26 protein-coding genes are annotated in these 26127 nt (G+C 69.7%); 13 read left to right on the top strand and 13 right to left on the bottom strand.

The genetic code is table 11. The features are described from left to right. Positions 1 to 94 precede the first annotated feature (94 nt). Together O4N75_RS21200 and O4N75_RS21195 are read left to right on the top strand one after the other, a co-directional pair. Entirely contained in the window at positions 95 to 1897 is a 1803-nt protein-coding gene (locus tag O4N75_RS21200) for an acyl-CoA dehydrogenase C-terminal domain-containing protein (protein ID WP_269627366.1), read from the top strand. Next, positions 1897 to 2349: an OsmC family protein gene (locus tag O4N75_RS21195; RefSeq protein ID WP_269627365.1), complete on the top strand. Its 453-nt coding sequence runs from the start codon at positions 1897 to 1899 to the stop codon at positions 2347 to 2349. Before O4N75_RS21200 ends, O4N75_RS21195 begins: the two co-directional genes overlap by 1 nt. On the opposite strand, the gene vsr is transcribed toward O4N75_RS21195, so the two are convergent. From vsr to O4N75_RS21175, 4 genes are all read right to left on the bottom strand, one after another. Next, entirely contained in the window at positions 2309 to 2764 is a 456-nt protein-coding gene (vsr, locus tag O4N75_RS21190) for a DNA mismatch endonuclease Vsr (RefSeq protein ID WP_269627364.1), read from the bottom strand. The genes O4N75_RS21195 and vsr overlap by 41 nt on opposite strands. Further along, entirely contained in the window at positions 2761 to 3945 is a 1185-nt protein-coding gene (locus O4N75_RS21185; protein WP_269629407.1) for an NAD(P)/FAD-dependent oxidoreductase, read from the bottom strand. The genes vsr and O4N75_RS21185 overlap by 4 nt, the downstream gene beginning before the upstream one ends. 10 nt (positions 3946 to 3955) lie before the next feature. Continuing rightward, the gene (cysK, locus tag O4N75_RS21180; protein ID WP_267233695.1) at positions 3956 to 4936 is read right to left on the bottom strand and encodes a cysteine synthase A; all 981 of its coding nucleotides are present in this window, start codon (positions 4934 to 4936) and stop codon (positions 3956 to 3958) included. Between the two features lie 89 nt (positions 4937 to 5025). After that, positions 5026 to 6153 carry a DNA cytosine methyltransferase gene (locus O4N75_RS21175; protein WP_269627363.1) on the bottom strand — a complete coding sequence of 376 codons (1128 nt, stop codon included), beginning with the start codon at positions 6151 to 6153 and terminating at the stop codon, positions 5026 to 5028. 39 nt (positions 6154 to 6192) lie between these two features. Here O4N75_RS21175 and O4N75_RS21170 point away from each other — a divergent pair, with 39 nt between their 5' ends. Together O4N75_RS21170 and O4N75_RS21165 are read left to right on the top strand one after the other, a co-directional pair. After that, complete coding sequence (locus O4N75_RS21170) at positions 6193 to 6615, top strand: hypothetical protein (protein WP_269627362.1); 423 nt, start codon at positions 6193 to 6195, stop codon at positions 6613 to 6615. A 17-nt stretch (positions 6616 to 6632) separates the two neighbouring features. Further along, entirely contained in the window at positions 6633 to 7085 is a 453-nt protein-coding gene (locus tag O4N75_RS21165) for a hypothetical protein (protein WP_269627361.1), read from the top strand. A 45-nt stretch (positions 7086 to 7130) separates the two neighbouring features. Here O4N75_RS21165 and O4N75_RS21160 read toward each other — a convergent pair whose 3' ends face one another. The 3 genes from O4N75_RS21160 to O4N75_RS21150 form a co-directional block, all read right to left on the bottom strand. Continuing rightward, positions 7131 to 9254, bottom strand: a complete 2124-nt coding sequence (locus tag O4N75_RS21160) for a M3 family metallopeptidase (RefSeq protein WP_269627360.1) — start codon at positions 9252 to 9254, stop codon at positions 7131 to 7133. An 85-nt stretch (positions 9255 to 9339) separates the two neighbouring features. Beyond that, positions 9340 to 9999: a TetR/AcrR family transcriptional regulator gene (locus O4N75_RS21155; protein WP_269627359.1), complete on the bottom strand. Its 660-nt coding sequence runs from the start codon at positions 9997 to 9999 to the stop codon at positions 9340 to 9342. Positions 10000 to 10013: 14 nt separating this feature from the next. Continuing rightward, entirely contained in the window at positions 10014 to 10271 is a 258-nt protein-coding gene (locus tag O4N75_RS21150; RefSeq protein ID WP_267233700.1) for a hypothetical protein, read from the bottom strand. Positions 10272 to 10484: 213 nt separating this feature from the next. On the opposite strand from O4N75_RS21150, the gene O4N75_RS21145 reads away from it, so the two are divergent. Beyond that, a complete protein-coding gene (locus tag O4N75_RS21145) occupies positions 10485 to 11336 on the top strand; it encodes an aspartate/glutamate racemase family protein (RefSeq protein WP_269629406.1) in 852 nt (283 codons plus the stop codon). Positions 11337 to 11350: 14 nt separating this feature from the next. Continuing rightward, entirely contained in the window at positions 11351 to 11875 is a 525-nt protein-coding gene (locus tag O4N75_RS21140; RefSeq protein WP_269627358.1) for an ATPase, read from the top strand. A gap of 33 nt (positions 11876 to 11908) precedes the next feature. On the opposite strand, the gene O4N75_RS21135 is transcribed toward O4N75_RS21140, so the two are convergent. After that, a complete protein-coding gene (locus tag O4N75_RS21135) occupies positions 11909 to 12601 on the bottom strand; it encodes a pyridoxamine 5'-phosphate oxidase family protein (protein ID WP_269627357.1) in 693 nt (230 codons plus the stop codon). A 100-nt stretch (positions 12602 to 12701) separates the two neighbouring features. Between O4N75_RS21135 and O4N75_RS21130 the strand changes: the two genes are divergently transcribed. Further along, entirely contained in the window at positions 12702 to 14153 is a 1452-nt protein-coding gene (locus O4N75_RS21130) for a PLP-dependent aminotransferase family protein (protein WP_269627356.1), read from the top strand. Here the strand turns inward: O4N75_RS21130 and O4N75_RS21125 are convergent. The 3 genes from O4N75_RS21125 to O4N75_RS21115 form a co-directional block, all read right to left on the bottom strand. Next, a complete protein-coding gene (locus O4N75_RS21125) occupies positions 14150 to 14734 on the bottom strand; it encodes an NUDIX domain-containing protein (protein WP_269627355.1) in 585 nt (194 codons plus the stop codon). The two genes, O4N75_RS21130 and O4N75_RS21125, sit on opposite strands and share 4 nt — an antisense overlap. A 97-nt stretch (positions 14735 to 14831) precedes the next feature. Further along, positions 14832 to 15368 (bottom strand): carboxymuconolactone decarboxylase family protein, encoded by a 537-nt coding sequence (locus O4N75_RS21120; RefSeq protein ID WP_267233705.1) that lies wholly within the window; start codon positions 15366 to 15368, stop codon positions 14832 to 14834. A gap of 165 nt (positions 15369 to 15533) precedes the next feature. Next, complete coding sequence (locus tag O4N75_RS21115; RefSeq protein ID WP_267233706.1) at positions 15534 to 16088, bottom strand: peroxiredoxin; 555 nt, start codon at positions 16086 to 16088, stop codon at positions 15534 to 15536. 121 nt (positions 16089 to 16209) lie between these two features. Between O4N75_RS21115 and O4N75_RS21110 the strand changes: the two genes are divergently transcribed. The 3 genes from O4N75_RS21110 (at position 16210) to O4N75_RS21100 (ending at position 18074) form a co-directional block, all read left to right on the top strand. Further along, positions 16210 to 17106 carry a hydrogen peroxide-inducible genes activator gene (locus O4N75_RS21110; RefSeq protein ID WP_269627354.1) on the top strand — a complete coding sequence of 299 codons (897 nt, stop codon included), beginning with the start codon at positions 16210 to 16212 and terminating at the stop codon, positions 17104 to 17106. Positions 17107 to 17193: 87 nt separating this feature from the next. Next, positions 17194 to 17769, top strand: a complete 576-nt coding sequence (locus O4N75_RS21105) for a PadR family transcriptional regulator (RefSeq protein WP_269627353.1) — start codon at positions 17194 to 17196, stop codon at positions 17767 to 17769. 17 nt (positions 17770 to 17786) lie between these two features. Then, the gene (locus tag O4N75_RS21100) at positions 17787 to 18074 is read left to right on the top strand and encodes a DUF2218 domain-containing protein (protein ID WP_269627352.1); all 288 of its coding nucleotides are present in this window, start codon (positions 17787 to 17789) and stop codon (positions 18072 to 18074) included. Between the two features lie 137 nt (positions 18075 to 18211). Here the strand turns inward: O4N75_RS21100 and O4N75_RS21095 are convergent, their stop codons facing one another. Beyond that, a complete protein-coding gene (locus tag O4N75_RS21095) occupies positions 18212 to 19279 on the bottom strand; it encodes a phytase (protein ID WP_269627351.1) in 1068 nt (355 codons plus the stop codon). Positions 19280 to 19402: 123 nt separating this feature from the next. Here O4N75_RS21095 and O4N75_RS21090 point away from each other — a divergent pair, with 123 nt between their 5' ends. Beyond that, positions 19403 to 21658, top strand: coding sequence for a TonB-dependent receptor (locus O4N75_RS21090; RefSeq protein WP_269627350.1), 2256 nt, complete (start codon positions 19403 to 19405; stop codon positions 21656 to 21658). Between the two features lie 181 nt (positions 21659 to 21839). Here the strand turns inward: O4N75_RS21090 and O4N75_RS21085 are convergent, their stop codons facing one another. Then, a complete protein-coding gene (locus tag O4N75_RS21085) occupies positions 21840 to 23897 on the bottom strand; it encodes a prolyl oligopeptidase family serine peptidase (RefSeq protein ID WP_269627349.1) in 2058 nt (685 codons plus the stop codon). A 75-nt stretch (positions 23898 to 23972) separates the two neighbouring features. Between O4N75_RS21085 and dapF the strand changes: the two genes are divergently transcribed. Both dapF and mtaB read left to right on the top strand, forming a co-directional pair. Further along, complete coding sequence (gene dapF / locus O4N75_RS21080; protein ID WP_269627348.1) at positions 23973 to 24800, top strand: diaminopimelate epimerase; 828 nt, start codon at positions 23973 to 23975, stop codon at positions 24798 to 24800. A 14-nt stretch (positions 24801 to 24814) separates the two neighbouring features. Beyond that, complete coding sequence (mtaB, locus tag O4N75_RS21075) at positions 24815 to 26107, top strand: tRNA (N(6)-L-threonylcarbamoyladenosine(37)-C(2))-methylthiotransferase MtaB (protein ID WP_348649551.1); 1293 nt, start codon at positions 24815 to 24817, stop codon at positions 26105 to 26107. Positions 26108 to 26127 lie beyond the last annotated feature (20 nt).

The following is a 26127-nucleotide window of genomic DNA, read 5'->3' as shown; positions in this document are numbered from 1 at the left end:
GTTCGCTGTGCGCCTGCAACCACGATAATCTTTCGGGGCTTTCGACGCGGTCGGGAGCCCCTTTCGCCGTCACCGGCCCGTCATTGGAGCGGACATGCCCTATCAGCCCCCCGTACGCGACCACCTGTTCCTGCTGCGCGACGTGCTGGAGATCGAGAAGTACGCCAACCTGCCAGGCTTCGCCGAAGCCTCGATGGACGTCGTCTCGCAGATCGTCGAGGAGGCCGGCCGCTTCACGGGCGAGGTGCTGGCCCCGCTGAACAGCGTCGGCGACAAGCAAGGGTGCGTCTGGAACCCGGACCACACGGTCACCACCCCGGCCGGCTTCAAGCAGGCCTACGCCCAGCTGGTCGAGGGCGGCTGGCCGGCGCTGGGGGCTGAGCCGGCCTATGGCGGCCAGGGCCTGCCGCACGTGGTCAACCTGTCGTTCTCGGAGATGAGCTCGTCGGCCAACATGGCCTTCTCGATGTATCCGGGCCTCACCCACGGCGCCTATTCGGCGATCCTGAACGGCGGCTCGGACGCGCAGAAGGATCTTTATCTGCCCAAGCTGGCGAGCGGCCAGTGGGGCGGCACCATGAACCTGACCGAGCCGCACTGCGGCACGGACCTCGGCCTGCTGCGCACCAAGGCGGTTCCGCAGGGCGACGGGACCTACAAGATCACGGGCGGCAAGATCTGGATCTCGGGCGGCGAGCACGACATGGCCGAGAACATCGTCCATCTGGTGCTGGCGCGGATCGAGGGCGCCCCGGAGGGCACCCGCGGCATCAGCCTGTTCATCGTCCCGAAGTTCATTCCGGACGCCGACGGCAAGCCGGGCGCGCGCAACAGCGTCTATTGCGACGGCCTCGAAGAGAAGATGGGCATCCACGGCAACGCCACCTGCGTGATCCGGCACGAGGAGTCGCTCGGCTGGCTGGTCGGCGAGGAGAACAAGGGCCTGTCGCTGATGTTCGTGATGATGAACGAGGCGCGGATCGGGGTCGGCCTGCAGGGCGTGGCCCAGGCCGAGGCCGCCTATCAGGCCGCCGCCACCTTCGCCAAGGAGCGGCTGCAGGGCCGCTCGCTCACCGGGCCGAAGAACCCGGACGGCCCGGCCGACCCGATCATCGTCCACCCGGACGTGCGGCGGATGCTGATGGATTCCAAGGCGCTGATCGAGGGCGGCCGCGCCTTCCTGTTCTGGACCGCGCTGCAGGGCGACCTGGCCCACGCCAGCCCCGACGAGGCGGTGCGCCAGAAGGCCGGCGACTACATGGCGCTGATGACCCCGGTGGTGAAGGGCTTCCTGACCGACAAGGGGCTGCAGATCTGCTCCAATGCGGTGCAGGTGCACGGCGGTTCGGGCTTCACCGAGCACTTCCCGGTCAGCCAGTACATGCGCGACGTGCGCATCGCCCTGATCTACGAGGGCACCAACGGGGTGCAGGCGCTGGACCTGGTCGGACGCAAGCTGGCGGCCCAGGGCGGCCGGGCGGTGATGAGCTTCTTCGCCGAGATCGACGCCTTCGTCGAAGCCAATGGCGCGGACAAGGAGCTGAAGCCGTTCCTGGACGGCCTGGCTAAGGCCAAGGGCGAGCTGCAGGACGCCACCATGTGGCTGATGCAGAACGGGCTGATGAACCCGGACAATGCGGGCGCGGCCTCGACCGACTACATGCACCTCTTCGGGCTGACGGCGCTGGCTTACATGTGGGCGCAGATCGCCAAGACCGTACAGGCCAAGATCGCTGCCCAAGACAAGGATGGCGGCGAAAGCGACCCGTTCTACGCCAACAAGCTGGTGGTCGGCCGCTACTATGTCGAGCGCATCCTGCCCGAGACCGGCGGCCACCTGGCCAAGCTGAAGACCGGCTCGGAGCTGATGATGGCGCTGCCGGCGGAGGCGTTCTGATGGCCGCCTACACCGCCGACGTCGCCTGGAGCCTGCGCGAGGGCGAGGATTTCGCCAAGGGCCGCTACAGCCGCGGCCATGTGATCAGCTTTGACGGCGGGCTGATCGTGCCGGCCTCGGCCTCGCCGCACGTGGTCGGCAAGTGGGCGGTGCAGGAGGCGGTCGACCCGGAAGAGATGTTCGTGGCGGCGCTGTCGAACTGCCACATGCTGACCTTCCTGCATAAGGCGCGGCTGGCCGGGTTCGTGGTCACCTCCTATCGCGACCACGCCAGCGGGATCATGGAGGAGATCGCGCCGGGCAAGATGGCGGTCACCAAGGTGACGCTGTCGCCGAAGATCGAGTGGGACGGCGAGGCGCCCAATGCCGAGATGCTGGCCCATCTGCACCACGAAGCGCACGAGGAGTGCTTCATCGCCAATTCGGTGAAGACCGAGGTGAGCGTGGGGTGAGCGGGGTTTGTTGGAGGAGGCGCTGTAGCCGCTCGCTCAGCGCCGCGCCGTCCTTCAGCTCGCACTCCCAGAGGGTCTCGACGCGCCAGCCGGCGGCCGACAGCTCGCCCGAGGTGCGCTGATCGCGGGCGACGTTGCGGGCGACCTTGGCGGTCCAGTATTCCCGGTTGGCCTTGGGCGTCCGCGCGCCGCGCGGGCAGTCGTGGCCGTGCCAGAAGCAGCCGTGCACGAAGATCGCCAGCCGCCGCCCCGGCAGGACGATGTCGGGCGTGCCGGGCAGGTCCTTGCGGTTGAGGCGGTAACGGGCGCCGAGCGCGGTCAGCGCCTTGCGCACCTTGAGCTCGGGCGTGGTGTTCTTGCCCTTCACGCGGGCCATCACCGCCGAGCGTTTTTCGGGGGTGAAGACGTCGCTCACGGCCGCAGGCCTTTCGGGGTTCGGCCCAGGCGCAGGGTCCCGGTCAGCACCCGCGCGGCGATCTGGCGGCCGCCCGGCGCCTTGGACATCGGCGTGAAGACCGCGTCGCGGACGAAGGGGCCCAGCCAGCCGCCGGACTGGAACATCGGCGTCAGCCAGCGCGACATGAACTGGTAGAGCCCGGCGTGGCGGCGGCGCGCGGCCTGGAAGCCGCGGACCGAACGCGGGGCGTCCTCGCCCAGCCGCTCGGCCAGCTCGACGGCGTCGATGATCCCCATGTTCGCGCCCTGGCCGAGCTGGGGGCTGGTCCCATGGGCGGCGTCGCCGATCAGCACGAACGGGCCTTGCGACCAGCGGCCGACCCGGACATCGCGATAGCTGGCGCGGGAGAACTGCGCCGGGTCCTGGAACTGCTCGATGATCGGCGCGGCCTGCGGCCACATGGCGACCGCGCGCCGGCGCCACTCCGCCAGGTCGCCGCTGAGAAACCCGTCCATCTGCGTCACCGGCAAGGACCAGAAGAAGCTGACCAATTCGGCCCGCCCGCCGTCAGGACCGCGCCCGATCGGCAGCACGCCCATCATGGTGGAGGCGCGATCATAGCGCTGGGAAAGCGACCCGGCGAAGGCGCCGGCCTCGTCGCCGGCGTTGGCCCAGACCGCGCCCCAAGGATAGACCGGGGCCTTGGCGCCTGGGCGCAGCTGCGCGCGCAGGCGCGAGGCCGAGCCGTCGGCCACGACCACCAGGTCGAAGGGGCCGTGGCGCGCGCCGGCCGTATCGACCAGGACCGGGGCGGCGCCGTGCTCGAAGCTCGCCACGTCGACGCCGGTGCGCAGCGCGACGCCGGCGCTCTCCAGCCCGTCATGCAGAATGTCGAACAGAGTGGCGCGATGCACGCCGACCCCGAAGGCGTCCGGCCGCCAGTCGGCGTAGCGCATATCCATGATGAGCCGGCCGCGCAGGTCGCGGCCATCCAGCCGCTCGACCCGCGCGCCGCGGGCGACGACCTGCTCGGCGAGGCCCAGTTGGCGCAGGGCCGCCAGGCCCGAGGGCTGCAGGAGCAGCCCCGAGCCGAGCGGACGCGGCTGCTGGAACGCCTCCAGCAAGGTCACCGCATGACCTTTGCGCGCCAGGGCGCGCGCCGCCGCCATGCCGGCGACGCCGCATCCGACGACCGCGATCCTCAGGGGCTTAGAGCCCTTCGAACAGCGCGGTGGAGAGGTAGCGCTCGGCGAAGCTGGGGATGATCGCCACGATCAGCTTGCCCGCATATTCGTCGCGCGAGGCCAGGTCGAAGGCGGCGGTCAGGGCCGCGCCCGACGAGATGCCGACCGGCAGGCCCTCTTCCTTGGCCACGCGGCGGGCCATGGCGAAGCTGTCGTCGTTCGACACCTGGATGATCTCGTCGATCACGCCGCGGTCGAGGATCGAGGGCACGAAGCCCGCGCCGATGCCCTGGATCTTGTGCGGGGCCGGTTGGCCGCCCGAGAGCACGGGCGAGGCCTCGGGCTCGACCGCGACCATCTTCACCGACGGCTTGCGGGCCTTCAGCACCTGGCCGATGCCGGTGATGGTGCCGCCGGTGCCGACGCCGGAGATCACCGCGTCGACCTTGCCGTCGGTGTCGTTCCAGATTTCCTCGGCGGTCGAGACCCGGTGGATGAGCGGGTTGGCCTCGTTGTCGAACTGCTGGGGCATCACCGCGCCGGGGGTGGCCTCGACGATCTCGCGGGCGCGGGCGACGGCGCCGGCCATGCCGCGCTCGGCCGGGGTCAGCTCGAGCTTGGCGCCGAGGATCAGCAGCATCTTGCGACGCTCGATCGACATGCTTTCCGGCATGACCAGGGTGATCGGATAGCCCTTGGAGGCGGCGACGAAGGCCAGCGCGATGCCGGTGTTGCCGCTGGTCGGCTCGACGATCGAGCCGCCGGGCTTCAGCTTGCCGGTCGCTTCCAGCCATTCGATCATCGCCACGCCGATGCGGTCCTTGACCGAGGCCAGCGGGTTGAAGAACTCGAGCTTGGCGACGACCTCGCCCTTGGGCTTCAGCGCCTTGGTCAGGTTCGGCAGGCGGACCAGCGGGGTGTCGCCGATCAGGTCGATGACGGAATCGAAGATCTTGCCGCGGCCGGAACGCTTGTAGCGGGCTGCGTCGTAGGTGGAGTCGGCCATGGCTCTCTCGTCGGTTTAGCTGTGCCGCCAACCTAAGCGCCCAGTGGAGATTTGGAAGCGCACTTCTTCTGTTTCGTGCGCCAGCCTGGCTATTCGGCGGCGACGGCCGCCTGGCGGGCGAGCAACGGTTCGAGGATCTGCTCGGACAGCCAGCGGACCACAGGGACCACGACCCCGTCGCCGACCACGTGCAGGGCGCCGGTGGCGGCGGGCGGCAGGGCGTAGCCGTCCGGCAGGCCCATCAGCCGGGCGCCTTCGCGCGGCGAGACCAGGCGGCTGCGGACCTGGCCGTGCTCGACCACCACCAGGGTCTGGCGCGAGGAGCCGCCGCGCGGGGTGCGCAGGCAGCCGGCCAGGCCGTCGAAGCGGACCTCCGCGCGCTGCACCCGCTGGCCGTTCTCGACCCGCATCCGCCGGAAGACCGCGCCGACCTGGCGGGCGCCGGTGCGCCGCGCGACCTCGATCTTGGCCAGGTGCTGCGGGGCCATCAGCGCCAGCAGCGCGGCGGTCTTGTCGGGCGCGCGCCAGGCGACGGCGTCGTCGGGCTCCAACAGGGCGGCGAGGTCGGTGTTGCGGGCGGCGGGCGCCGCGCCGCGCCACCAGATCCAGCGTCGGGCCAGGTGCTCGGGCAGCCGGGCGTGGGCCTCACGCACCGCGCGGGTCTGGAACGGGCTCTCGCCGGTCAGGCCGGGCGCGGGCGGCGCGCGGGTGGCGATCACGAAGACCCGCGGCCGCGATTGCGGGGTGAAGCGGGCGGCGTCGATCTCCAGCGCCCCGAAGGCGTAGCCCTGGTCCGCCAGCGCCTGGCAGAGGGCGGTGAAGTCGGCCCCGCCGTGCGAGGTGAGCAGGCCGCTGACGTTCTCGATGACCACGGCGCGGGGGGCGGCCTCGCCCAGCGCCTGGATCAGCCGCCAGAAGCCGAAGAAGGCCGAGGAGCGTCCGCCGGCGAGGCCCGCGCGGGCGCCGGCGAGGCTGAAGTCCTGGCAGGGCGAGGAGGCCCAGGCGAGATCGGCGTGCGGCGGCAGGGCGGTCGGATCGATCGCCCAGACGTCGCCCTCGTGGAAATGCTCGGCGGCGCCCTCGAAGTTGGCGCGATAGGTCGCCGCCTTCAGGGGATCGAAGTCATTGGCGAAGGCGCAGGTCCACGCCGGCCCCAGGCCGAGGCGGGCCATGCCGCCGCCGGCGAAAAATTCGTAGAAGGAAAGCGCCCGACTCATCTGCAGGGAAGTCTAACCGTCATGTGTACGGACGCCATCATGCGCCGCGCCCTCATTGCCGCAGCCGCCATCCTGGCGCTGAGCGCCTGCCAGCGGCAGGGTGGCGACGATGCGCGCATCGACGAGCCGCCGCCGCCGGAGAACCCCTTCGTGGGGGATATAAACGCGACCGGCATGCGCCCGCCGTGGTCGCTGACGATCCGCGCCGACAAGCTGACCCTGAAACTGGAGGGGCATGCTCCCGTGGTGGTCGACAATCCCGGCATGCTCGGCGAGGAGCCCAACGCGGTCTGGTCGACGACCGTGGACGGCCAGGCCCTGATCGTCACCCTGCTGGACGAAGGGCAATGCCGGGACGGAACCTCCGACCTGCTCTATCCGTATGTGGCCATGGTCACGCTCGGCGAGACGACTCTGCAGGGCTGCGCCTCGCGCCTGCAGGGCCGGGCGGCCGATCACTAGCGAAAAGGAACCTCACCATGCGCGCCGTTCTCCTGGCCCTCGCCGCCGTCGCCCTGACCGCCTGCCAGCCGCAGGCGCCCGACGGGTCGGTGGCCCAGCCGCCGGCCGACGCGCCGGCTCCGGCCCCGGCTCCTGCGGCCGCGCTGCCCGCGGCGTTCCAGGGCGACCTGGACGCCCACGGGACCGAGCCGTTCTGGGCGGTGAAGATCCGCGAGGGGCAGATCGAGTTCTCGACCCCCGAGGCCAATATCGCCTTCCCGAACAAGGGCGGGGTGGTCGATGGCGGCAAGGCGGTCTGGGAGAGCGCCGACGGGCCGCGGCCGATCAAGGTCACGCTGAGCGAGCAGGCCGGCTGCTCGGACGGCATGTCGGACCTGACCTATCCGCTGGCCGCCGAGGTCGCGCTGGGCGGGACGACCTACAAGGGCTGCGCGGTGAAGACCGCCGAAAAGCCGCGGGAAGGCCAGTAGCAGGTCGCCGCAGCCCGGCGCGAGCCGAGCTGCGGCCTGCCGCCGTCAGGCGGTCGGGAAGCCCTTGTCGCGCAGGTAGGCCTTCACGTCGACGTCGCGGCCCATCAGGGTGCGGTAGGCGATCGCCGGATCGATGGAGTTGCCGACGCTCATGACGTTGTCGTGCAGCTTCGTCGCCATCGCCTTGTCGTACATGCCGCCCGGCGCGCTCTTGAACGCGTCGACGACGTCGAGGGCCAGGGTCTCCGACCACAGGTAGCTGTAGTAGCCGGCCGAGTAGCCGTCCGAGGCGAAGACGTGGCCGAACTGCGGGGTGCGGTGGCGCATGACCACTTCGCTCGGCATGCCGAGCTTGGCCAGCTCGTCGCGCTCGAAGGCGTCGGGGTCGATGTCGGCGCCGCCGGCCAGGTGCAGCTTCATGTCGATCAGGGCCGAGGACAGGTACTCGGTGACGTCGAAGCCCTGGCGGAAGGTCTTGGCCTTTTCCAGCCTGTCGACCAGCGCCTGCGGGATCGGGGCGCCGGTCTTGTGGTGCAGGGCGTACTTGCTCAGCACCTGCTGGGTCGGCAGCCAGTGCTCGTTGATCTGGCTGGGGAACTCGACGTAGTCGCGCGGCACCGCGGTGCCGGCCAGCGAAGGATAGTTCACGTCGGAGTTCAGGCCGTGGATGGCGTGGCCGAACTCGTGGAACATGGTCTCGGCGTCGTCCCAGGAGATCAGCACCGGCTCGCCGGGCGCGCCCTTCACGAAGTTCGAGTTGTTCGAGACGATCGTGGTGATCGGCCTGTCGAACCTTTCCTGGCGGCGATAGGCGTTCATCCAGGCGCCCGAGCGCTTGCCCGCCCGCGCATAGGGGTCGAAGTACCAGAGGCCGATGTGCTGGCCGGCCTTCCTGACCTCCCAGACGCGGATGTCGGGGTGGGCGACCGGAATGTCGGCGACCTGCACGAACTCGAAGCCGTAGACCTCGCCGGCGGCCCAGAACATGCCCTCGCGCAGCTTCTCCAGCTGCATGTACGGCTTGATCTGGTTCATATCGAGGTCGTAGCGCGCGGCCCGGACCTTCTCGGCGTAGTAGCGATAGTCCCACGGCTCGATGCGGATGCCGGCCCGTTCCTTGTCGGCGATCGCCTGCATCTCGGCGACCTCTTCCTTGACCCGGCCGATGGCCGAGGGCCACACGCGGGTCATCAGCTCCATGGCCGCTTCCGGCGTCTTGGCCATGGCCGCTTCCAGCCGCCAGTGGGCGTGGGTCGCATAGCCGAGCAGCTGGGCGCGCTCGAAGCGCAGCTTCAGGATCTTCTTGATGTTGGCGTTGTTGTCCTTGGCGTCGCCGTTGTCGCCGCGGCTGTAATAGGTGCGCCAGACCTTCTCGCGCAGGTCGCGGCGGCTGGAATAGGTCAGGAACGGGTCCATCGACGAGCGGGTGTTGAGGATCGCCCACTCGCCCTTCTTGCCGCGCTCCTCGGCGGCGACGGCGGCCGCGGCGCGGACGTCGTCGGGCAGACCGGCCAGCTCGCTCTCGGTGCGCAGGTAGAGGACGTAGTCGGTCTCGTCGGCCAGCAGGTTCTGGCTGAAGCTGGTGAACAGGGCCGCCAGTTCCTGGTTGATCTGGGCCACGCGCTTCTTGTCGGCGGGCGACAGCTTGGCGCCGGCGCGCACGAAGCGGTTCCAGTAGACCCAGGTCAGGCGCTGCTGCTCGGGGGTCAGCTTGGCGCGGCCCTCATAGACCGCCTCGATGCGCGCGAAGAGCTTCTCGTTCTGCAGGGTCTCGTCGCTATGGGCGGCGAGCTTGGGGTTCAGCACCTTTTCCTGGGCGCGCAGCTCCGGGGTCGAGAGGGTCGAGGACCAGACGCCGCCGAACATGCCGACCCGGTTGATCAGGTCGCCCGAGCGCTCCAGCGCCGCGATGGTGTTGTCGAAGTCGGCCGGCGCCGGATTGGCGGCGATGGCGTCGATCTCGCCCCGCTCGGTCTTCATGGCCAGCTCGTAGGCGGCGGGGAAGTCGGCGACGGCGACCTTGTCGAAGGCGGGAACGCCGCCGAAGGGGCCGGTCCATGCGGCGGTCAGGGCGCTGGCCGCGGCGGCGCCTTGCGCGAAGGCGGCGGCCGGCAGGGCCGAGGCGGCGGCGAGCGCGCCGGAGGCGGCAAGGAACGTGCGCCGTTTCATGGGGACTCCAGGAGAAATTGGTCGGAAGCCGGCGACCTTAAGGTCAAGCCGCACCGACGTCACATGACAGGGTCGTAATGTGACGTCAGGCCGCGTCGAGGACGGCGTGGATCTCCAGGGCGACGGCGGCGCCCTCGCGGCTGACGGCCAATGCCGACTCGTAGGGACGGCCGCAGGCGTTGAGCACCAGGGCGACCACCTGGATGGCGTGCTCGGGGCTGGAGAGGCCCATCAGGATGTCGCGCTGGACCATGCGGCTGGCGCCGAACACCAGGGTGCGGACGGCGGCCGGGTCCATGTCGCGGAACTCGCCGCGCGAGACGCCCTCGTAGAACATCAGGTCGAGATTGGCCTCGAGCACCGGGGTCCGCTCCAGCCGCGAGGCGTCCAGGCGGGCGGTCATCCAACCCCAGGCCGGGTCGCGGCTGACCGACAGGATGTAGCTGTGCAGGCGGGTGGCCAGGCGCAGCGACACCGACATGCTGGCCGGCAGCCGCGCGTCGAGCACCGCGGTCAGCGCCGCGGTGATCTTGCGGCGCACCGCGCGCAGCAGTTCCTCGGCGGTCGGGAAGTAGTTGTAGAACGTCCCGCGCGAGACGTCGGCGGCGGCCACGAAGTCCTCGATCGAGCAGGCGTCGGGGCCCTTTTCGCCGATCACCGCGATCGCAGCGTCGAGCAGGCGCTCGCGCGTCTGCGCCTTGCGCTGCTCGGCCGCCGCGGCCCGGGCCTCAAGATTGACCCGCATGGGGCGCCGGGAAGTCAGGCGGCCTCGGGCAGATACTGGCGCACCGCATTGGCGGCGGCGAGCGACAGGGGATCGCTCTGGCGCTCGAGCACTTCGATCTCGTGTTCCAGGGCGGCGGTGATCTCGCGGTGCGCGAGCGGCGAGAGCTCGAGCAACGCCTTGGTCGCCGCGCGCGACAGGGCGAGCGCGGTGGCGAGGTCGACCTCGACCCCGATCTGCCAGGTCGGCGACGGGGCGTCGGGAGAGGTGGGGGCGCGGGCGGGGAGGGCCATGGCTGCTTGGGTCTTCGGGTCCAGTTGGGCGACGCGGAAGAAAGAACGATGCGCGGCCGGCCTGCGTCTCGGGCCGTCCGCTGGATGTACACACCACACTGTAACGCTTGGTCTGACGGATATGTCAGCCTGACATGCATGTCAATTTGAAATTGCGAGGTTCGGCGAACGCCTGCATGGACGGCTGCGGCGGGCCCGGCTACATCCATGGTCATGGCCATTGGCGTCTTCGATTCAGGCGTGGGCGGGCTCTCCGTGCACCGCGCGCTCGTGCAGCGGCTGCCGCAGGCCGACTTCATCTATCTGGGCGACCAGGCCAACGCGCCGTACGGCGGGCGGACCGGCGAGGAGATCGTCGACCTGACCCGGGCCGGGTGCGAGCGACTGTTCGACCTCGGCTGCGACCTGGTGGTGCTGGCCTGCAACACCGCCTCGGCGATCGCCCTGCGCCGGCTGCAGCAGACCTGGCTGCCCGGCTACCGCAAGGCGCTGGGCCGGCCGGTCAACGTGCTGGGCATCATCGTCCCGACCATCGAGGCGGCCACCGGCATGCCCTGGGAGCACGAGGCCGAGCGCCGCGGCGAGAAGGTCGAGAAACTGGACATCCTGGCGGTGTTCTGCACCCCGGCCACCGCCCGCTCGCGGGTCTATGAGATCGAGATCGACAAGCGCCGCCAGGACGTGGCGGTGTTCGCCGAGCCCTGCCCCGAACTGGCGCGGATGATCGAGAACGGCGCCGGCGCGGTCGAGCTGGCCCAGGCGGTCGAGGCCCATGTCGCGGCGGTGACCACCCGGGTCGGCCGCCCGCCGGACCGCGCGATCCTCGGCTGCACCCATTACGAGATCATCGCCGACATCTTCCGTGCGGCGCTGAAGCCCGGCACGCCGTTGATCCACCAGCCGCAGGCGACCGCCGATGCGCTGGAGGCCTATCTCGCCAAGCATCCCGAGTACCGGACCGGACAGGACGCCGGGCGGCGGTTCATCACCACCGGCGAGCCGGGAACCCAGAACTTGCTGGTTGAGACCTTCTGGGGAGGGCCGCTAAGCTTCGAGAAGGCTTAGGGAGGCTCAAGCTTATGAAAAGGCTCGCGATTGTCGCTGTGCTGTTGCTGGCCGCCGGCCGCTCGCACGCCGAGGTCGCCGACCAGGGCACGGCCGGGTTCCAGGTCCGCCACGTCGCCCTGATCGCCGCGCCGCCGGCTAAGGTCCGCGCCGCGGCGCTGGACATCGGCAGGTGGTGGAGCAGCAGCCACACCTATTCGGGCGATGCGGACAATCTCTCGATCGATGCGGCGGGCTGCTTCTGCGAGAAGCTGCCGGACGGGCTCGTGCGGCACATGACCCTGGTCTATTCGGCGCCGGACGCCCTGCGGCTGGCCGGGGCGCTGGGGCCGCTGGCGACCACCGGGGCGAGCGGGCATCTGGGGCTGTCGTTCGGCAAGACGGCCGATCCGAACAGCACGCAGCTGGTCCTGACCTACGACGTCGGCGGCTACGCCAAGGGCGGGCTGGCCCAGACCTGGGCCGCCCCGGTCGACGGCGTGCTCGGCCAGCAGGTCGCGCGGCTGAAGCGATACGTCGAGAGCGGCAAGCCGGAGTAGCTATCTTCCTCCCATGAAGGGGAGGGAGATTTCTTAGCCCCGCGCCGCCTTGCTCAACACGTTGTCGAGGCGTGCGCCGGGCTTGTAGAGGCTCAGGCTCGGCGAGGGCGCCGCGCCCGCGCTCTGCTGGGCGTCGGCCATCGGCGCGCCGAGCCGGGTCTCGACGGGGATCACCCCGCTCCAGGCGGTCCAGTCGTCGTCGGCGGCGATGCGGTTGACGCCGCCGTCGCGCTGCTTGGCGCTGGCCTCCTCGATGGTCATCTCGACCAGCCCGATTTGCAGGATCTCGTTGTCGGTCGGCGGGCGCAGTTCGGCCGAGCGCTCCGGGTAGAGCCGGTCGATGAACGCCTCCATCGCTGCGCGGCGGGCGGCCAGCCCCTCGATCAGCCGGGCGCGGCCGAAGGCCATCACCGAGCGGTAGTTCATCGAGTGGGCGATGCCCGAACGGGCCAGCACCAGGCCGTCGACATGGGTGACCGTCACGCAGACCGGCAGGCCGCAGCCTTGCGCCTTCAGCATCCGGCTGGCGGCCGAGCCGTGCCAGTAGAGCTTGCGGCCCTCGCGCCAGTAGGTGGTCGGGGTGACGAACGGCTGGCCGTCGATCACGTAGCCGACGTGGCACAGCAGGCCGGCGTCGAGAACGGCGAACACCGCGGCTTCGTCATAGGCGGCGCGGTCGGGCTTGCGCCGGGCGCGCGAGCGCGGGGTCGGGGTGAATTGGCTCATGCGGCACGCTCCTCTCGCCCGCCGGTCTAGTCCGTTTGCGGACTGTCATGACGATCCAGTATTGGCTATTTGCTCAGACCACTTGGGACGGAGCACGCTGATGAGCTGGGCCGACATCTATCCCTGGCGCGGACCGACGGCCGGCGAGCCGGTCATCCGCCAGATCTACGACCAGGTGCGCGGCGCGATCATGCAGAGCGCGCTGAAGCCGGGCGAACGCCTGCCGTCCAGCCGCGACTTCGCGCGGCGGTTGGGGGTGGCGCGGGCCTCGGTGGTCGCCGCCTACGACCTGCTGCTGGCCGAGGGCTACGCGATCGGGCGGCCGGGCTCGGGCACCTATGTCTCGGGCGACCTCTCCGGCGTCGCCGAGCTGAAGCCGGCCGCCCCCGGCTCGCACGAGCCGGCGCTGGTGCCGGCGCGGGTGCGCGAGCTGGACGAGGCGGCGCTGCCGACGCCGCAGCCCGAGCAGCGGCTGTTCACCACCGGCCGCACCCTGCTTGACGCCCGCGCACTGGACGCCTGGTCGCGCTCGACCCGGCGGGCGCTGCGCCATCTCGATCCGGTCCACTTCGGCTATTCCGACCCCCGCGGCGACCGCGCCCTGCGCGCGGCGATCAGCGATTATCTGCGGGCCGCGCGCGGGGTGATCTGCGAGCCCGACCAGGTGATCGTCACCGCCGGCGCCCAGCATGCGGTCGACATCGCCGCCCGGGTTCTGCTGAAGGACGGCGACCGGGTGTGGATGGAGGACCCCGGCTATCCGGCCACCCGTCACGCCCTGGCGGCGATGGGGGCCGACATCTTCCACGCCCCGGTCGACCGCCACGGGATCGTGGTCGCCGCCGGGGTCGAGGTGGCGGCGGATGCGCGCGTGGCCTTCGTGACCCCCTCGCACCAGTATCCGCTGGGCATGACCCTCTCGATGGGCCGGCGGATGGAGCTGCTGGCCTGGGCGCGGGCGGCCGGCGCCTGGATCGTCGAGGACGACTACGCCTCGGAGTTCCGCTATTCCGGCCCGCCGCTGGAATCGCTGCAGGGCCTCGATGGCGGCGAGCGGGTGATCTATGTCGGCACCCTCAACAAGGCGCTCTTTCCGGGCCTGCGCATGGGCTACATGGTCGCGCCCAAGCCGCTGGCCGGGGCCCTGGCCAACGCCCGCCAGCTGATGGACCGCCAGCCGCCGACCCTGACCCAGGCGATCGTGCTGGACTTCTTCCGCGAGGGCCATTTCGCCGCCCACATCCGCCGCCGGCGGCTGGCCTACAAGGCCCAGCGCGACGCGTTGGCCGGCGCGCTGGAGAGCCAGCTCGGCGATCTGCTGGAGGTCGACGTCCCCGACCAGGGCATGACCCTGATCGCCTATCTGAAGGGGGGCGGCTCGGACCTTGAGGTCGAGGCTGCGGCCGCCGCCGGCGGGGTCAGCGTGCGGGCGATCAGCCGGCTCTATCGCCAGGCGCCGCCCCGGCAGGGACTGATGCTCGGCTTCTCCGGCTTTCCGGAGCGGATGATGGCGCCGGGCGTGACGCGGCTGGCGCGGGCGCTCGGCGTCTAGGACCTGAAGATGTTCAGCGCGGCGTACTGCAGCAGCATGATGGTCTTGGCGTCGGCGATCTCGCCCGTGCCGATCATCGTCATCGCCTGATCGAACGGCAGCTCCAGGACGGCGATCTCCTCGCCCTCGGTCTCCAGCCCGCCGCCGTCGCCGACCCGCATGGCCGCGTCGTATTCGCCGACGAAGAAGTGCAGCTTCTCGGTCACCGAGCCGGGGCTCATGAAGCATTCGAAGATCTTGCGGATCTCGCCCAGCCGGTAGCCGGTCTCCTCCTCGACCTCGGCGCGGATGCGTTCCTCGGGCGAGGCGTTGTCGAGCAGGCCGGCGGGGGCCTCGATCAGCAGGTCGTCGTAGCCGTTCACATAGGCGGGATAGCGGAACTGCCGGGTCAGGACGACCGTGCGGGCGGCGAGATTGTAGGGCAGCAGCGCCGCGCCGTTGCCGCGGTCGTAGGTCTCGCGGCTCTGGGTCTGCCAGCTTCCGTCGGCCCGCCGCCAGTCGAAGGTCGTGGCCTTCAGCACGTACCAGTTGTCGGACAGCAGGCGCACGTCGCGCACGCGGATACGGTCTGACACGGACATGGCGGCTCCCGGGTGGAGGCGGCATTCGGAAAATGATTCCGCCCGCCTGGCTATGGGCCGGGCGGGCGGAAAGGAGGTCGATCGATGCCGATCGGCGTCAGGCGGCCGAGGCGGCCTCGGCGGCGATCACGCGGCTGACGGCGTTGACCACCGCGCCGATGCGCAGCATCGCCTGGATCGAAGTGTTGGGCACGCTGTGCTTCTTCAGCTCGGACTCGTGGGCGTCCAGGCACATGCCGCAGCCGTTGATCGCCGAGACGGCGGTCGACCACATCTCGAAATCGACCTTCTCGACGCCCGGGTTGGCCAGGATGTTCATCCGCAGCTTGGCCGGCAGGGTCTTGTACTCGGGGTTCGAGAGCAGGTGCAGCGAGCGGTAGTAGACGTTGTTCATGCCCATGATGGCGGCGGCGGCCTTGGCCGCGGTCGCCGCTTCCGCCGAGAGGCCGGCGGCCGCGGCGGCGGCGTCGACCGCCTTGATCACCGCCGGCACCCCCACCGCGTGGGCCGAGGCGACGAAGGCGCCCCACTTCTGCTGGTCGGTGAGCAGGGTCTCGTTGGCCAGGCTCGACAGGTTGAGGCTGAGGTCCTTGGCGTAGGCGGGCAGCGTCTCGCGCAGGGCGTCGAGCGACATGGCGTTCTCCAAACTTCAGGCGTGCAGGTGCGTTCGCCAGTCTCGGCGAGGCCTACGCCAGGATAAAGGGGGAAAGAGGCGTCCGGGCGGCGCGGGGAGGAGCGCGCGCCCGGACTTTGACGGCGTGCGGGCAGGCCGCGAGACCCGCCCGTCCGCTGGAGAGGCTTACGCCGCCAGGGTCTCGCCGCCGACCGCGCGGTTGCACGGGCAGAGTTCGTCGGTTTGCAGCGCGTCGAGGACGCGCAGGGTGTCGGCCGGAGCGCGGCCCACGTTCAGGTTGGTCACGTAGACGTGCTGCACGACGTTGTGCGGGTCGACCACGAAGGTGGCGCGCAGGGCGACGCCCTCGTCTTCGTTCAGCACGCCGAGGGCGCGGGCGAACTTGCCGCTGTTGTCGGCGAAGTTCCAGATCGCCAGGCTGTTCAGGTCCGGGTGCTCACGGCGCCAGCCGAGCTTGGAGTGCTCGTTGTCGGTCGAGCCGCCAAGCACGACGGCGTCGCGCTCTTCGAACTGCGGGTTCAGGCGGGCGAACTCGGCGATCTCGGTCGGGCAAACGAAGGTGAAGTCCTTCGGGTAGAAGAAGATGACCTTCCACTTGCCGGGGAACGATTCGTTGGTGACGGTCTCGAACGCGCTTTCGCCGTTTTCTTCGTGACGGTTGAACTTCGGCTTCACGCCGACGACCTTGAATTCCGGAAGCTTTTCACCAACGCCGAGCATCGATCTCTCCAATTGAATTGAACTGTTCGGCCGAAGCCGTGGCAGTCAGATAGTGCTGCAGCGCACAAAAGGCCAATCGATAGTTTCTGGATTTCGGATAGAAAATTCCTATCTTGTGGGCATGAACCTGCCCACCCTGCGACAGCTCCAGTACCTCAAGCTCCTGGCCGAGCACGGTTCCTTCGGGCGCGCGGCCGACGCCGCCCACGTCACCCAGCCGACGCTCTCGGCCGGCGTGCAGGAGCTGGAGAAGATCCTTGGCGGCCCGGTCGTCGACCGCGCCCGCTCAGGGGTGATCCTGACCTCGATCGGCGAGGTGGCGCTCGGCAAGGCGACGACCATCCTCAACGAGGCCGAGGAGCTGGTGCAGTCGGCCCGCAACGCCGGCCAGCCGCTGACCGGCCGCTTCCGGCTGGGGGTGATCCCGACGGTCGCCCCGTTCCTGCTGCCGCGGGCGCTGCCGCTGCTGCGCGCGCGCTTCCCGAAGCTGCGGCTCTATCTGCGCGAGGACCTCACCCATCGGCTGATCGCGCTGCTCAAGGCCGGCCAGCTGGACGCCGCCCTGATCGCCTTGCCCTACGACATGAGCGGCCTTGCCCACGCCCACGTCTCGGACGACGAACTGCTGGCCGCCCTGCCGCGCAGCCATCCGCTGGCGCGGCAGGCCGCCGCCCCGCCTTCGGCGCTGGAAAGCGAGGACCTGATCCTGCTGGAGGACGGCCATTGCCTGCGCGACCACGCCCTGGCCGCCTGCGGGCTGCAGCCGCCCCGGGCGACCGGCGAGGAGGAGGCGTTCGCGGCGACCTCGCTGCCGACCCTGGTGCAGATGGTCGGCTCGGGCCTGGGGGTCACCTTTCTGCCGGCCATGGCGGTGGCGGCCGGCCTGACCGAGGCGGCGGACGTGGCGGTGATGCCGCTGGAGGCCGCCCACCCGACCCGCGAGATCGTCGTCGCCTGGCGCGCCGGCTCCAGCCGCGCGGCGGAAGGCCGGCTGCTCGCCGAGACCCTGCGGACCTGATCGCTCAGAAGACATCTTAGATATATCTTGAATTCCGATCCGCCTCCGATATATCTGCGATTGCGACATATCGAAATAGGATCGAAAATGCATCGACATCATCATTGGAAAGCTCATCGCGAGCATCGCGGCCGCGGCCCGTTCGGCGGCGGCTTTGGCTACGGCGGCGAGCACTGGGGCGGCCGCGGTCGCGGCGGTCCGCGCATCGGCCGCCTGCTGGAGCACGGCGACCTGCGCTTCGTCATCCTGGCGCTGCTGAAGGACAAGCCGAGCCACGGCTATGAGCTGATCCGCGCCCTCGAAGAACGCACCGGCGGATCGTATCGTCCGAGCCCCGGCGTGATCTATCCGACCCTGAGCCTGCTGGAAGACGAGGGCTTCGCCCGCCCGACCGGCGCCGAGGGCGGACGCAAGGCCTACGAGATCACCGAGACCGGCCTCGAAGCGCTGGAGCGGAACAAGCCGGCGGTGGACGCGGTTTTCGCTCGACTGGACGAAGCGGCGGAATCCTCGCCGCGCGCCTCGCCCCGCGTGGCCCGGGCCATGCAGAACCTGGCCATGGCCGTGCGGATGAAGCTCTCGAGCGAACGCCCGAGCGAGGCGCAGGTGGACGCGATCGTCGCGGCCATCGACGAGGCGGTCGCCAAGATCGAGAAGGCCTGAGCAAGATGGAGGCCGTCATGAAATCGAGCGCCACGGTGCCCACGGCCAACGCCGGCCGCTACATGGTGCAGCTCTGCAAGCACTTCGGCCACAAGGTCCCGGCCGAGTGGAACGACCACGAGGGCAAGATCACCTTCGAAATGGGCGAGGCGGCTTTGCGCGCCGCGCCCGAGACCCTGATGATGGTGGCCCGCGCGGGCGATCCCGAAAGCCTGTCGCGCCTGGAAAAGGTGATGGACAGCCACCTCAAGCGCTTCGCCTTCCGAGAGCCGGAGATGGCCGTGGAATGGCGGCGCGGGGCGTGATTCAAAATGTCATCCCGGTTTCGGCGTAGCTGAAGACCGGGACCCATTCGCGCCGGATGGCGCCGAGCACGCACTGAGAGATCGGGTGTTCATGTGTCCCGTTCTTGCTTCGCAAGCCGGGATGACAGCTAGGGCTGTTACCTGATCCCCAACGCCGACTTCACGGCGCGCCAGTCGACCAGCTTGAAGTTCTGGCGGGCGCGCGGGCCGGTGGTCTCGCCGTCGGTGTCGGCGTCGTCCTGCACCACGATCAGGCCTTCGGGAAACACCCCGACCGGGCCGCCCAGCGCGGCCAGACCGTCGGTGCCGGTGACCGCGTCCACGCCCGCCCCCGGCACGATCGAGAAGCGGCCGGCATAGGCCGGCTCGGCCCCGTCCACCCGCCACACAGCGAAGGCGCTGTCGCCCTGGCTGGAGGCCAGCAGATAGGTCGCGCCGCCCTCGCGCAGCAGGGTCAGGCCCTCGACGTCCGGCTTGAGGATGTCGCTGGGCGCAGGGGCGAAATGGGTGCGGGCCCCGCCGCTGGCGGGGTCGAGGCTGTAGCGCCAGATGCCCTTGGCCTCCTCGGCGACGTAGAGCACGCCCGCCGCATCGTCGACGACGCAGCCTTCGGCCTGCGAGCCGACTGCAAAGCTGCGGGTCAGCCGCACCGCCGGCTTGCCGCTCTGGTCGCTGACCGTGAACTGGGCGACGTCGCCGTCCTTGCCGACCATCACCGCGACCGTCTCGCCGCCGACCCTGCCCATGCAGAAGCCGTAAGGTTCGCTGACCTTGACCGGCGTGCGGCCCCAGGGCGTCACCGCCAGGCTGTCGGGATCGAGCAGATAGAAGGCGATCGTCCCGCGGCGGTCGCTGGCCCCGACCAGCACCTGGGCCTTGCCGTTCACGGTGAAGCCGTCCCGCAGGTCGACATTGTTCAACGGCCCCTCGGCCAGGAACTGACGATCCTTGCCGGCCAGGTCGTAGACGTAGAGCCCGGCCTTCTTGTCGGTGCCGAAGATCACGCCGCGCGAGGGATCGCGCGGGTCGGCCCAGATTTCCGGGTCGTCGGCCGCGTCGCGCGCGGTGGTGCCGACCGCCGCGGTCTCGCCGGCCGCGAGCACCGGGGTCCCGGTTCCCAGCGTCATGCCGGCGGAGTCCGAGACGCTTTCCGGGTCGATGGCGGCGCATCCCATGGCGAGGGATGAAATTGCGACGATTGTCACAAAACTGAAAATTTTCTTCTTATAAACCGTCACTGGCCCCACTCCGCGTGCAAGATATATCCCCTGCGCTGCAAATCATGCTGCGTGGGGTGAGGTCAACCGCCCCGCTTGTCGGGGGACCCCATGACGCGACTTTCACTGCTCGCCTGCGCGGCGATGGCGCCGCTTGCGCTGGCCACGCCCGCCCTGGCCGATGACGCGGCCGACGCCACGCCGGTATCGGAACTGATCGTCACCGGCGAGATCGCCTTCCGCGACCGCACCGAGACGGTGGCGCCGGCCCTGTCCTACGGCCTTGAGTACTTCCAGCGGTTCGAGCCGCTGACCGCCGGCGACGCCATGAAGCGCGTGCCCAGCGTCGCCTTCCTGTCCGACGTGCTGGAGAGCGACGGCGCGCGGCTGCGCGGCCTGGACCCCGGCTACACCCAGATCCTGATCAACGGCGAGCGGGTGCCCGGCGCCGGTCTTGACCGTTCGTTCTTCGTCGACCGCATCCCGGCCGAACTGATCGAGCGCATCGAGGTCGTGCGCTCGGCCAGCGCCAACCGCAGCGGCGACGCCGTGGCCGGCGCCCTGAACATCGTGCTGCGCGACAGCCAGACCCTGGACGGCGGCTATCTGCGCGCCGGCGCCATTCTGCTCAACGACGGGCGCGTGCGCGAGACCCTCGGCGGCGTCTGGTCCGGTCAGGCCGGACCTGGCCGGCTGCTGGTCGGCGCCAGCATCCAGGGACGCCGCAATCCCAAGGAGAAGACGAGCTGGCGCTATGACGAGCCGGGCGGCGCCCTCGACAACATCGAGGTGCAATCCGACACCCGCAACGGCACGGACTATACCTTCAACGCCGCTTACGAGGTTCAGGTCGGCGGCGGGGACCTGGAGCTATCGGGTCTGTTCGTGCGCACCGACCGGTTCGCCGACGAGGACTCCTGGGAGTACCAGGACGGCAATATCCGCAATCGGGATCTCTCGGTCACCAACGACAACAATGTCGACATCACCACCGACAACTGGTCGCTGAACGGCAAGTTCACCCGCGAGATGTTCGGCGGCAAGACCCGCTTCAAGGCCGGCTACGCGGTCTTCAACGACCAGCAGGACGAGATCGAGGAGGAATACGAATACCTCCGCGACTCCAACCCGTTCCCGGAAGACGACCGCTTCACCGGCGACCTCACCCACTCGCGGCTGAAGGACAAGGAGCTGTCGCTGGCGATCGAGCACGAGCGCGAGCTTGGCTTCGCGACGGTCGAGTTCGGCGTGCAGTTCGTCGACAAGAACCGCGACACCGACATCACGACCGACCGCAACCGGGTGACGATCCCCAATCCGCCGGCCGCGCGGCCGACCCTGCCGGGCGTCTATGGTCCGTTCCTGCCGGTTCCGGGCGGGGTCAACAAGATTGAGGAGACGCGGATCGATCCCTACCTGATGTTCTCCGGCGGCCAGGACGCGCTGAAGTGGGAAGCGGGCCTGCGCTACGAGACCACCAGCAGCAAGATCACCGACGAGACCGCACCGGCCGCGGACCGCACGGTGGACAAGGACTACCAGTTCCTGCTGCCCTCGGCGCACCTGCGCTACAGCCTCTCGGAGGACGACCGGATCAACGCCTCGGTGGCGCGCACCGTCCGCCGCCCAGGCTTTGGCCAGATCTCGCCGGCGGTGCTGCTGGCCGAGATGGGCGACAACGACTTCGTCGGCAATCCGGACCTGAAGCCGGAGACCGCCTGGGGCCTGGACCTCGGCTATGAGCGCCGGCTCGGGACCCGCGGCGTCGCCGGGGTGAACCTGTTCTACCGCAAGGTCTCGGACCTGATCGAAGTGGCCAACACCGGCGTCGAGGGCAGCGAGGGCGAGGACACCTTCCTGCTCACCGCCCGCAACGCCGGCGACGGCTCGGTCTGGGGCGTCGAACTCGACCTCTCGACCCCGCTCACCATGTTCGGGATGGAGCACACCGGCGTGTTCCTCAACTACTCCTGGCTGGACAGCGAAATCGACGACCCGTTCGGCTCGCGCCGGTTCAACGACCAGTCGAAGTACGTGTTCAATGTCGGCTTCATCCAGGACCTGCCCACCTGGGGTGCGGCGTTCGGGGCCACCTATCGCAAGCAGGGCGACGCCTTCGGCCGCATCGTCGGCGAGGAGGTCACCACCAGCTACGGCGCCGACCTGGAGGTGTTCGTCGAAAAGCGCTTCGGCCAGAACTTCGTGCTGCGTCTGACCGGCTCGAACCTGCTCGACGCCAAGAAGGAAGAGACCTTCAACAAGTTCAACACGATCGAAGAACAGCGCAGCCGCGACTTCGACGAGTACGAGGTCGAGAGCGAGAAGGCCGGTCCGGTGTTCCAGCTGGTCGGGCGCTACGCGTTCTAGCGGCCTGTCTAGAGGACTGTAGTGCCAACCGTTTCCCTCTCCCCACTTGAGGGGAGAGGGCAGGGTGAGGGGTTTGCGGCGCGGAGCGACGCTCTGCGGAGTCAGCAGGCCCCCTCACCCCAACCCTCTCCCCCAAGGGGGCGAGGGAGTTTCTCAGATGCTCTCCAGCTGGGGGATTGCCTCAGTCCATCAGCTTCTGGGCCAGGTAGACATAGTGCCGGGCCCAGCGTTGGGCGTTCATCTCCGGGTCGGCGTCGTTGGAGTGGCCGCCGAAGGTGTTCTCGAAATAGAGGTAGGGGTAGCCGAGAGCCTCGAGCTTCGCCGCGAACTTGCGGGCGTGGCCGGGGTGCACCCGGTCGTCGCGCGTGTTGGTGGTGACGTAGGGCTCGGGATAGGCCTGGCCGGGCTTCAGGTTCAGGTAGCCGTCGTACTTGGCGATGAAGGCGTGGTCTTCGGCCACGTCCGGGTTCCCGTACTCGCCGACCCACGAGGCGCCCGCCGAGAGCTTGTGGTAGCGCAGCATGTCGACCAGCGGGCTCTCGACCACCACCGCGGTCCACAGCTCCGGATGCTGGGTCATCGAGACGGTGGTCAGCACCCCGCCGTTGGAGCGGCCGTAGATGCCGAGCCGCCGGGCCGAGGTGATCTTGCGCGCCTCCAGGTCGCGGGCGACCGCGGCGAAGTCGTCGAACGCCAGCTGGCGCTTGTCGCGCAGCACCGCCTGGTGCCAGGCCGGGCCGAACTCGCCGCCGCCGCGGATGTTGGCGATCACATAGGCGCCGCCGCGCTCCAGCCAGATCTTGCCCATCTCGGGGATATAGATCGGCGGCTTGGCGACCTCGAACCCGCCGTAGCCGTACATGATGGTCGGGATCGACCCGTCCAGCTTGGCGCCCTTCGGCCGGACTACGAAGTAGGGGATCTTGGTCCCGTCCGACGAGGTCGCCCAGAACTGGTCGACCTGATCCTTGCTGGCGTCGAAGCGGGCCGGCAGCGCCTTCAGCTTTTGCGCCTTGCCGGTCGCGCCGTCGGCCAGCCACAGGCTCGTTGGCGTCAGGAAGCCTTCGGCCCCGACGAACAGCTGGTCGTCCTGGCCGGAGGTCGAGAGGATCGTCAGCGTCTCGCCCTTGGGCAGGGCCAGTCGCCGCGCGGTCCACTTGCCGTTCTTCAGATCGTAGACGTCGACCGCGCCCTTCACGTCTTCCAGCAGCTCGACCGCCAGCAGACCCTTGGTGTCGACGACGGCCTGGATCGCCTGGCGCGGGCCGGGTTGGAAGACCAGCGCCGGCCCCGCGGCGAGATCCTTGGGGTCATAGGCGATCAGCGCCCCGGCCCCGAAGCCGTTCCAGGCCTCCTGCAGGGTGAAGATCATCCGCCCGTCCACATAGGCCTTGAACTCGGCCTTCTTGGGCAGGGCGACCGGGGTCAGGCGGCCGTCGACATAGAGCGAGTACTCGGACTCAAAGAAGGTCAGGCCGCGCTGGATCAGCACGCCGTCGGTCTTGCCGCCTTCGCCGCGCAGCACGCTGGCGTTGGCCCAGACGTCGCTCTTCTCGCCGCGGAAGATTTCGGTCGCCTCGCCGGTGCGCTTGAGGATCTTGACCACGTTGGCGTAGCCGGAGGCCGTGACCTCGCCGGGCGTCCATTCGCGCCAGGCGACCAGGGTGTCGGCGTCGATCCACTCGGCGTCCTGCTTGCCCTCGGGCGAGCGGAAGCCGCCCTCGACGAAGGTCTTGGTCACGGTGTCGAACTCGCGCAACTCAACCGCGTCGCCGCCGCCGTTCGACAGCCGCACGAGGCAGCGGGTCTGGTCCGGCTTCAGGCAGGTGGCGCCCTTCCAGAACCAGTTGCGGCCCTCGTCCTTGGCCAGCTTGTCGATGTCCAGCACGACGTCCCAGGTCGGCGCGGCGCTGCGATAGGAGGCGAGGGAGGCGTGGCGCCAGATCCCGTGGGTGTTGGTCGCGTCCTGCCAGAAGTTGTCGACGCCGCCCGCCCGGAAGGCCGGCTTCGGGATCCGGTCGGTGGCGGTGAGGATCGCCCGGCCTTCGGTGAGGAAGGTCTGGTAGCGGGCGTCGCCCTCCAGCCGCGCCAGGGTCTTGGCGTTCTGGGCCTCGACCCAGGCCATCGCGCGCGGGCTGTCGATGTCCTCAAGCCAGATGAACGGGTCGGCGGGTTGCGCGAAGGCGGCGGCCGGGGTGGCGAGGAGAGCGCCAAAAAGCGCTGCTGTAACAAGCTTCATGGCGGTTACGCTTAGCGGGGCCGGCTGGGCTTGTCGCGTGCAAGGTGATCGCAGCTCGCCTATATAGCCCCGGCCATGAGCCGTCCGTTCCTGAAGATGAACGGGCTCGGCAACGACTTCGTCGTGGTCGAGGCCCGCACCGCCCCCTTCGCGCCCACTGCGGCGGAGGTGCGCGCGATCGCCGACCGCCAGGCCGGGGTCGGCTGCGATCAGCTGGTTTCTATAGAGCCGTCGGAAAAAGCTGACGCTCGCGTGCGGTTCTGGAACGCCGACGGCGACGAGGTCGGGGCCTGCGGCAACGCCAGCCGCTGCGTCGGCTGGCTGCTGATGGAGGCCTCTGGTCGCGACCAGGCGGTGATCGAGACTCAAGGCGGCCTGCTGACCGCGACCCGCGCCGGCGACAAGATCGTCAGCGTCGACATGGGCGAGCCGGGCCTCGACTGGCGGCAGATCCCGCTGGAGGAGGAGATGGACACCCGCGGCATAGAGCTGCAGGTCGGCCCCATCGACGATCCGATCCTGCACACGCCCGGCTGCGTCTCGATGGGCAATCCGCACGTGGTGTTCTTCGTGCCGGACGCCGAGGCTGCGCCGGTGGTGCAGGTCGGCCCGATGATCGAGCATCACCGGCTGTTCCCGGAGGGCGTCAATGTCGGCTTCGCCCAGATCGTCGCCCGCGACCGCATCCGGCTGAAAGTGTGGGAACGCGGCGCGGGCCTGACCAAGGCCTGCGGCACCGGCGCCTGCGCGGCGCTGGTGGCCTCCTATCGCCGCGGCCTCGTGGATCGCAAGGCGACCCTGGTGCTGGACGGCGGCGAGCTGGTCATCGAGTGGCGCGAGAGCGACGGCCATGTGATCATGACCGGCCCCGCCCAGGTGGATTTCACCGGAACCCTGCCGTGAGCGCCGAGCACGACATCACCGATAACTTCGAGCTGACGCCGCACGTGGCGCCGGCCGATGCGACCGGCGTCGACATCGTCACCTTCGGCTGCCGGCTGAACGCCTATGAAAGCGAGGTCATCCGCGCCCGCGCCGCTGAGGACGGGCTTTCGAACGCCATCGTCTTCAACACCTGCGCGGTGACGGGTGAGGCCGTGCGCCAGGCGCGCCAGGCGATCCGCAAGGCGCGGCGCGAGAACCCCGCCGCCAAGCTGATCGTCACCGGCTGCGCGGCGCAGATCGATCCGGCCGCCTTCGCCGCCATGGCCGAGGTCGACCTGGTGCTCGGCAACGCCGAGAAGTCCCAGGCCGGCGCCTATGCCGACCGGGTCCCCGAGGGCAAGGTCCGCGTCAACGACATCATGAGCGTGCGCGAGACCGCCGGTCATCTGATCGACGGGCTGAAGGACCGCGCCCGGGCCTATGTCGAGGTCCAGAACGGCTGCGACCACCGCTGCACCTTCTGCATCATCCCGTATGGCCGCGGAAACTCGCGCTCGGCCCCGGCCGGCGAGGTGGTCGAGCAGGCCCGCAAGCTGGCCGCCCAGGGCTATCAGGAAGTGGTGCTGACCGGGGTCGACGTGACCAGCTGGGGCGCTGACCTGCCCGGCCAGCCGACGCTCGGCCAGCTGGTCGCCCGGATCCTGAAGCTGGTCCCCGATCTGCCGCGGCTGCGGCTGTCGTCGATCGACGCGGCCGAGATCGACCCGGACCTGATGCGGGTGCTGGCCGAGGACCGCCGGTTGATGCCCTATCTGCACCTGTCGCTCCAGGCCGGCGACGACATGATCCTCAAGCGCATGAAGCGTCGTCACAGCCGGGCCGACGCCCTGAAGCTGGTGGCCGGCGTGCGCGCGGTGCGCCCCGACGTCGCCTTCGGCGCCGACCTGATCGCCGGCTTCCCGACCGAAACCGACGAGATGTTCGAGAACACCCTGGCGCTGGTCGAGGCGGCCGAGCTGTCGTTCCTGCACGTCTTCCCGTTCAGCCCGCGTCCTGGCACGCCCGCCGCGCGGATGCCGCAGCTGCAGCGGCCGGTGATCAAGGCGCGTGCGGCCCGGCTGCGCGCGGCCGGCGAGGCGGCGCTGGTCCGGCATCTGGACCGCCAGGTCGGCCGGACCCTGATGGGCCTGGTCGAGCGCGAGGGCGTGGCGCGGGCCGAGGACTTCACCGAGATCGCCTTCACCGGCGCGGCCGCGATCGGCGGCGTCGCGCCGATGCGGGTCACCGGTCATGACGGGACGCGGGCGATCGCCGCCGTTCTCTGAGATCGCGCGATCTCGATCGG

The sequence above is a fragment of the Phenylobacterium sp. NIBR 498073 genome, from assembly GCF_027286305.1.
In the GTDB taxonomy this organism is placed as follows: domain Bacteria; phylum Pseudomonadota; class Alphaproteobacteria; order Caulobacterales; family Caulobacteraceae; genus Phenylobacterium.
The sequence above is the reverse complement of the archived record's forward strand: the minus strand, read 5'-3'. Positions and strand labels throughout refer to the sequence as shown.

Bases quoted from the DNA above. Each gene is read 5' to 3' on its own strand.
- O4N75_RS21200 (WP_269627366.1), top strand. From the start codon at position 95: ATGCCCTATCAGCCCCCCGTACGCGACCACCTGTTCCTGCTGCGCGAC.
- O4N75_RS21195 (WP_269627365.1), top strand. From the start codon at position 1,897: ATGGCCGCCTACACCGCCGACGTCGCCTGGAGCCTGCGCGAGGGCGAG.
- cysK (WP_267233695.1), bottom strand. From the start codon at position 4,936: ATGGCCGACTCCACCTACGACGCAGCCCGCTACAAGCGTTCCGGCCGC.
- O4N75_RS21175 (WP_269627363.1), bottom strand. From the start codon at position 6,153: ATGAGTCGGGCGCTTTCCTTCTACGAATTTTTCGCCGGCGGCGGCATG.
- O4N75_RS21170 (WP_269627362.1), top strand. From the start codon at position 6,193: ATGCGCCGCGCCCTCATTGCCGCAGCCGCCATCCTGGCGCTGAGCGCC.
- O4N75_RS21165 (WP_269627361.1), top strand. From the start codon at position 6,633: ATGCGCGCCGTTCTCCTGGCCCTCGCCGCCGTCGCCCTGACCGCCTGC.
- O4N75_RS21160 (WP_269627360.1), bottom strand. From the start codon at position 9,254: ATGAAACGGCGCACGTTCCTTGCCGCCTCCGGCGCGCTCGCCGCCGCC.
- O4N75_RS21155 (WP_269627359.1), bottom strand. From the start codon at position 9,999: ATGCGGGTCAATCTTGAGGCCCGGGCCGCGGCGGCCGAGCAGCGCAAG.
- O4N75_RS21150 (WP_267233700.1), bottom strand. From the start codon at position 10,271: ATGGCCCTCCCCGCCCGCGCCCCCACCTCTCCCGACGCCCCGTCGCCG.
- O4N75_RS21145 (WP_269629406.1), top strand. From the start codon at position 10,485: ATGGCCATTGGCGTCTTCGATTCAGGCGTGGGCGGGCTCTCCGTGCAC.
- O4N75_RS21140 (WP_269627358.1), top strand. From the start codon at position 11,351: ATGAAAAGGCTCGCGATTGTCGCTGTGCTGTTGCTGGCCGCCGGCCGC.
- O4N75_RS21135 (WP_269627357.1), bottom strand. From the start codon at position 12,601: ATGAGCCAATTCACCCCGACCCCGCGCTCGCGCGCCCGGCGCAAGCCC.
- O4N75_RS21130 (WP_269627356.1), top strand. From the start codon at position 12,702: ATGAGCTGGGCCGACATCTATCCCTGGCGCGGACCGACGGCCGGCGAG.
- O4N75_RS21125 (WP_269627355.1), bottom strand. From the start codon at position 14,734: ATGTCCGTGTCAGACCGTATCCGCGTGCGCGACGTGCGCCTGCTGTCC.
- O4N75_RS21120 (WP_267233705.1), bottom strand. From the start codon at position 15,368: ATGTCGCTCGACGCCCTGCGCGAGACGCTGCCCGCCTACGCCAAGGAC.
- O4N75_RS21115 (WP_267233706.1), bottom strand. From the start codon at position 16,088: ATGCTCGGCGTTGGTGAAAAGCTTCCGGAATTCAAGGTCGTCGGCGTG.
- O4N75_RS21110 (WP_269627354.1), top strand. From the start codon at position 16,210: ATGAACCTGCCCACCCTGCGACAGCTCCAGTACCTCAAGCTCCTGGCC.
- O4N75_RS21105 (WP_269627353.1), top strand. From the start codon at position 17,194: ATGCATCGACATCATCATTGGAAAGCTCATCGCGAGCATCGCGGCCGC.
- O4N75_RS21100 (WP_269627352.1), top strand. From the start codon at position 17,787: ATGAAATCGAGCGCCACGGTGCCCACGGCCAACGCCGGCCGCTACATG.
- O4N75_RS21090 (WP_269627350.1), top strand. From the start codon at position 19,403: ATGACGCGACTTTCACTGCTCGCCTGCGCGGCGATGGCGCCGCTTGCG.
- O4N75_RS21085 (WP_269627349.1), bottom strand. From the start codon at position 23,897: ATGAAGCTTGTTACAGCAGCGCTTTTTGGCGCTCTCCTCGCCACCCCG.
- dapF (WP_269627348.1), top strand. From the start codon at position 23,973: ATGAGCCGTCCGTTCCTGAAGATGAACGGGCTCGGCAACGACTTCGTC.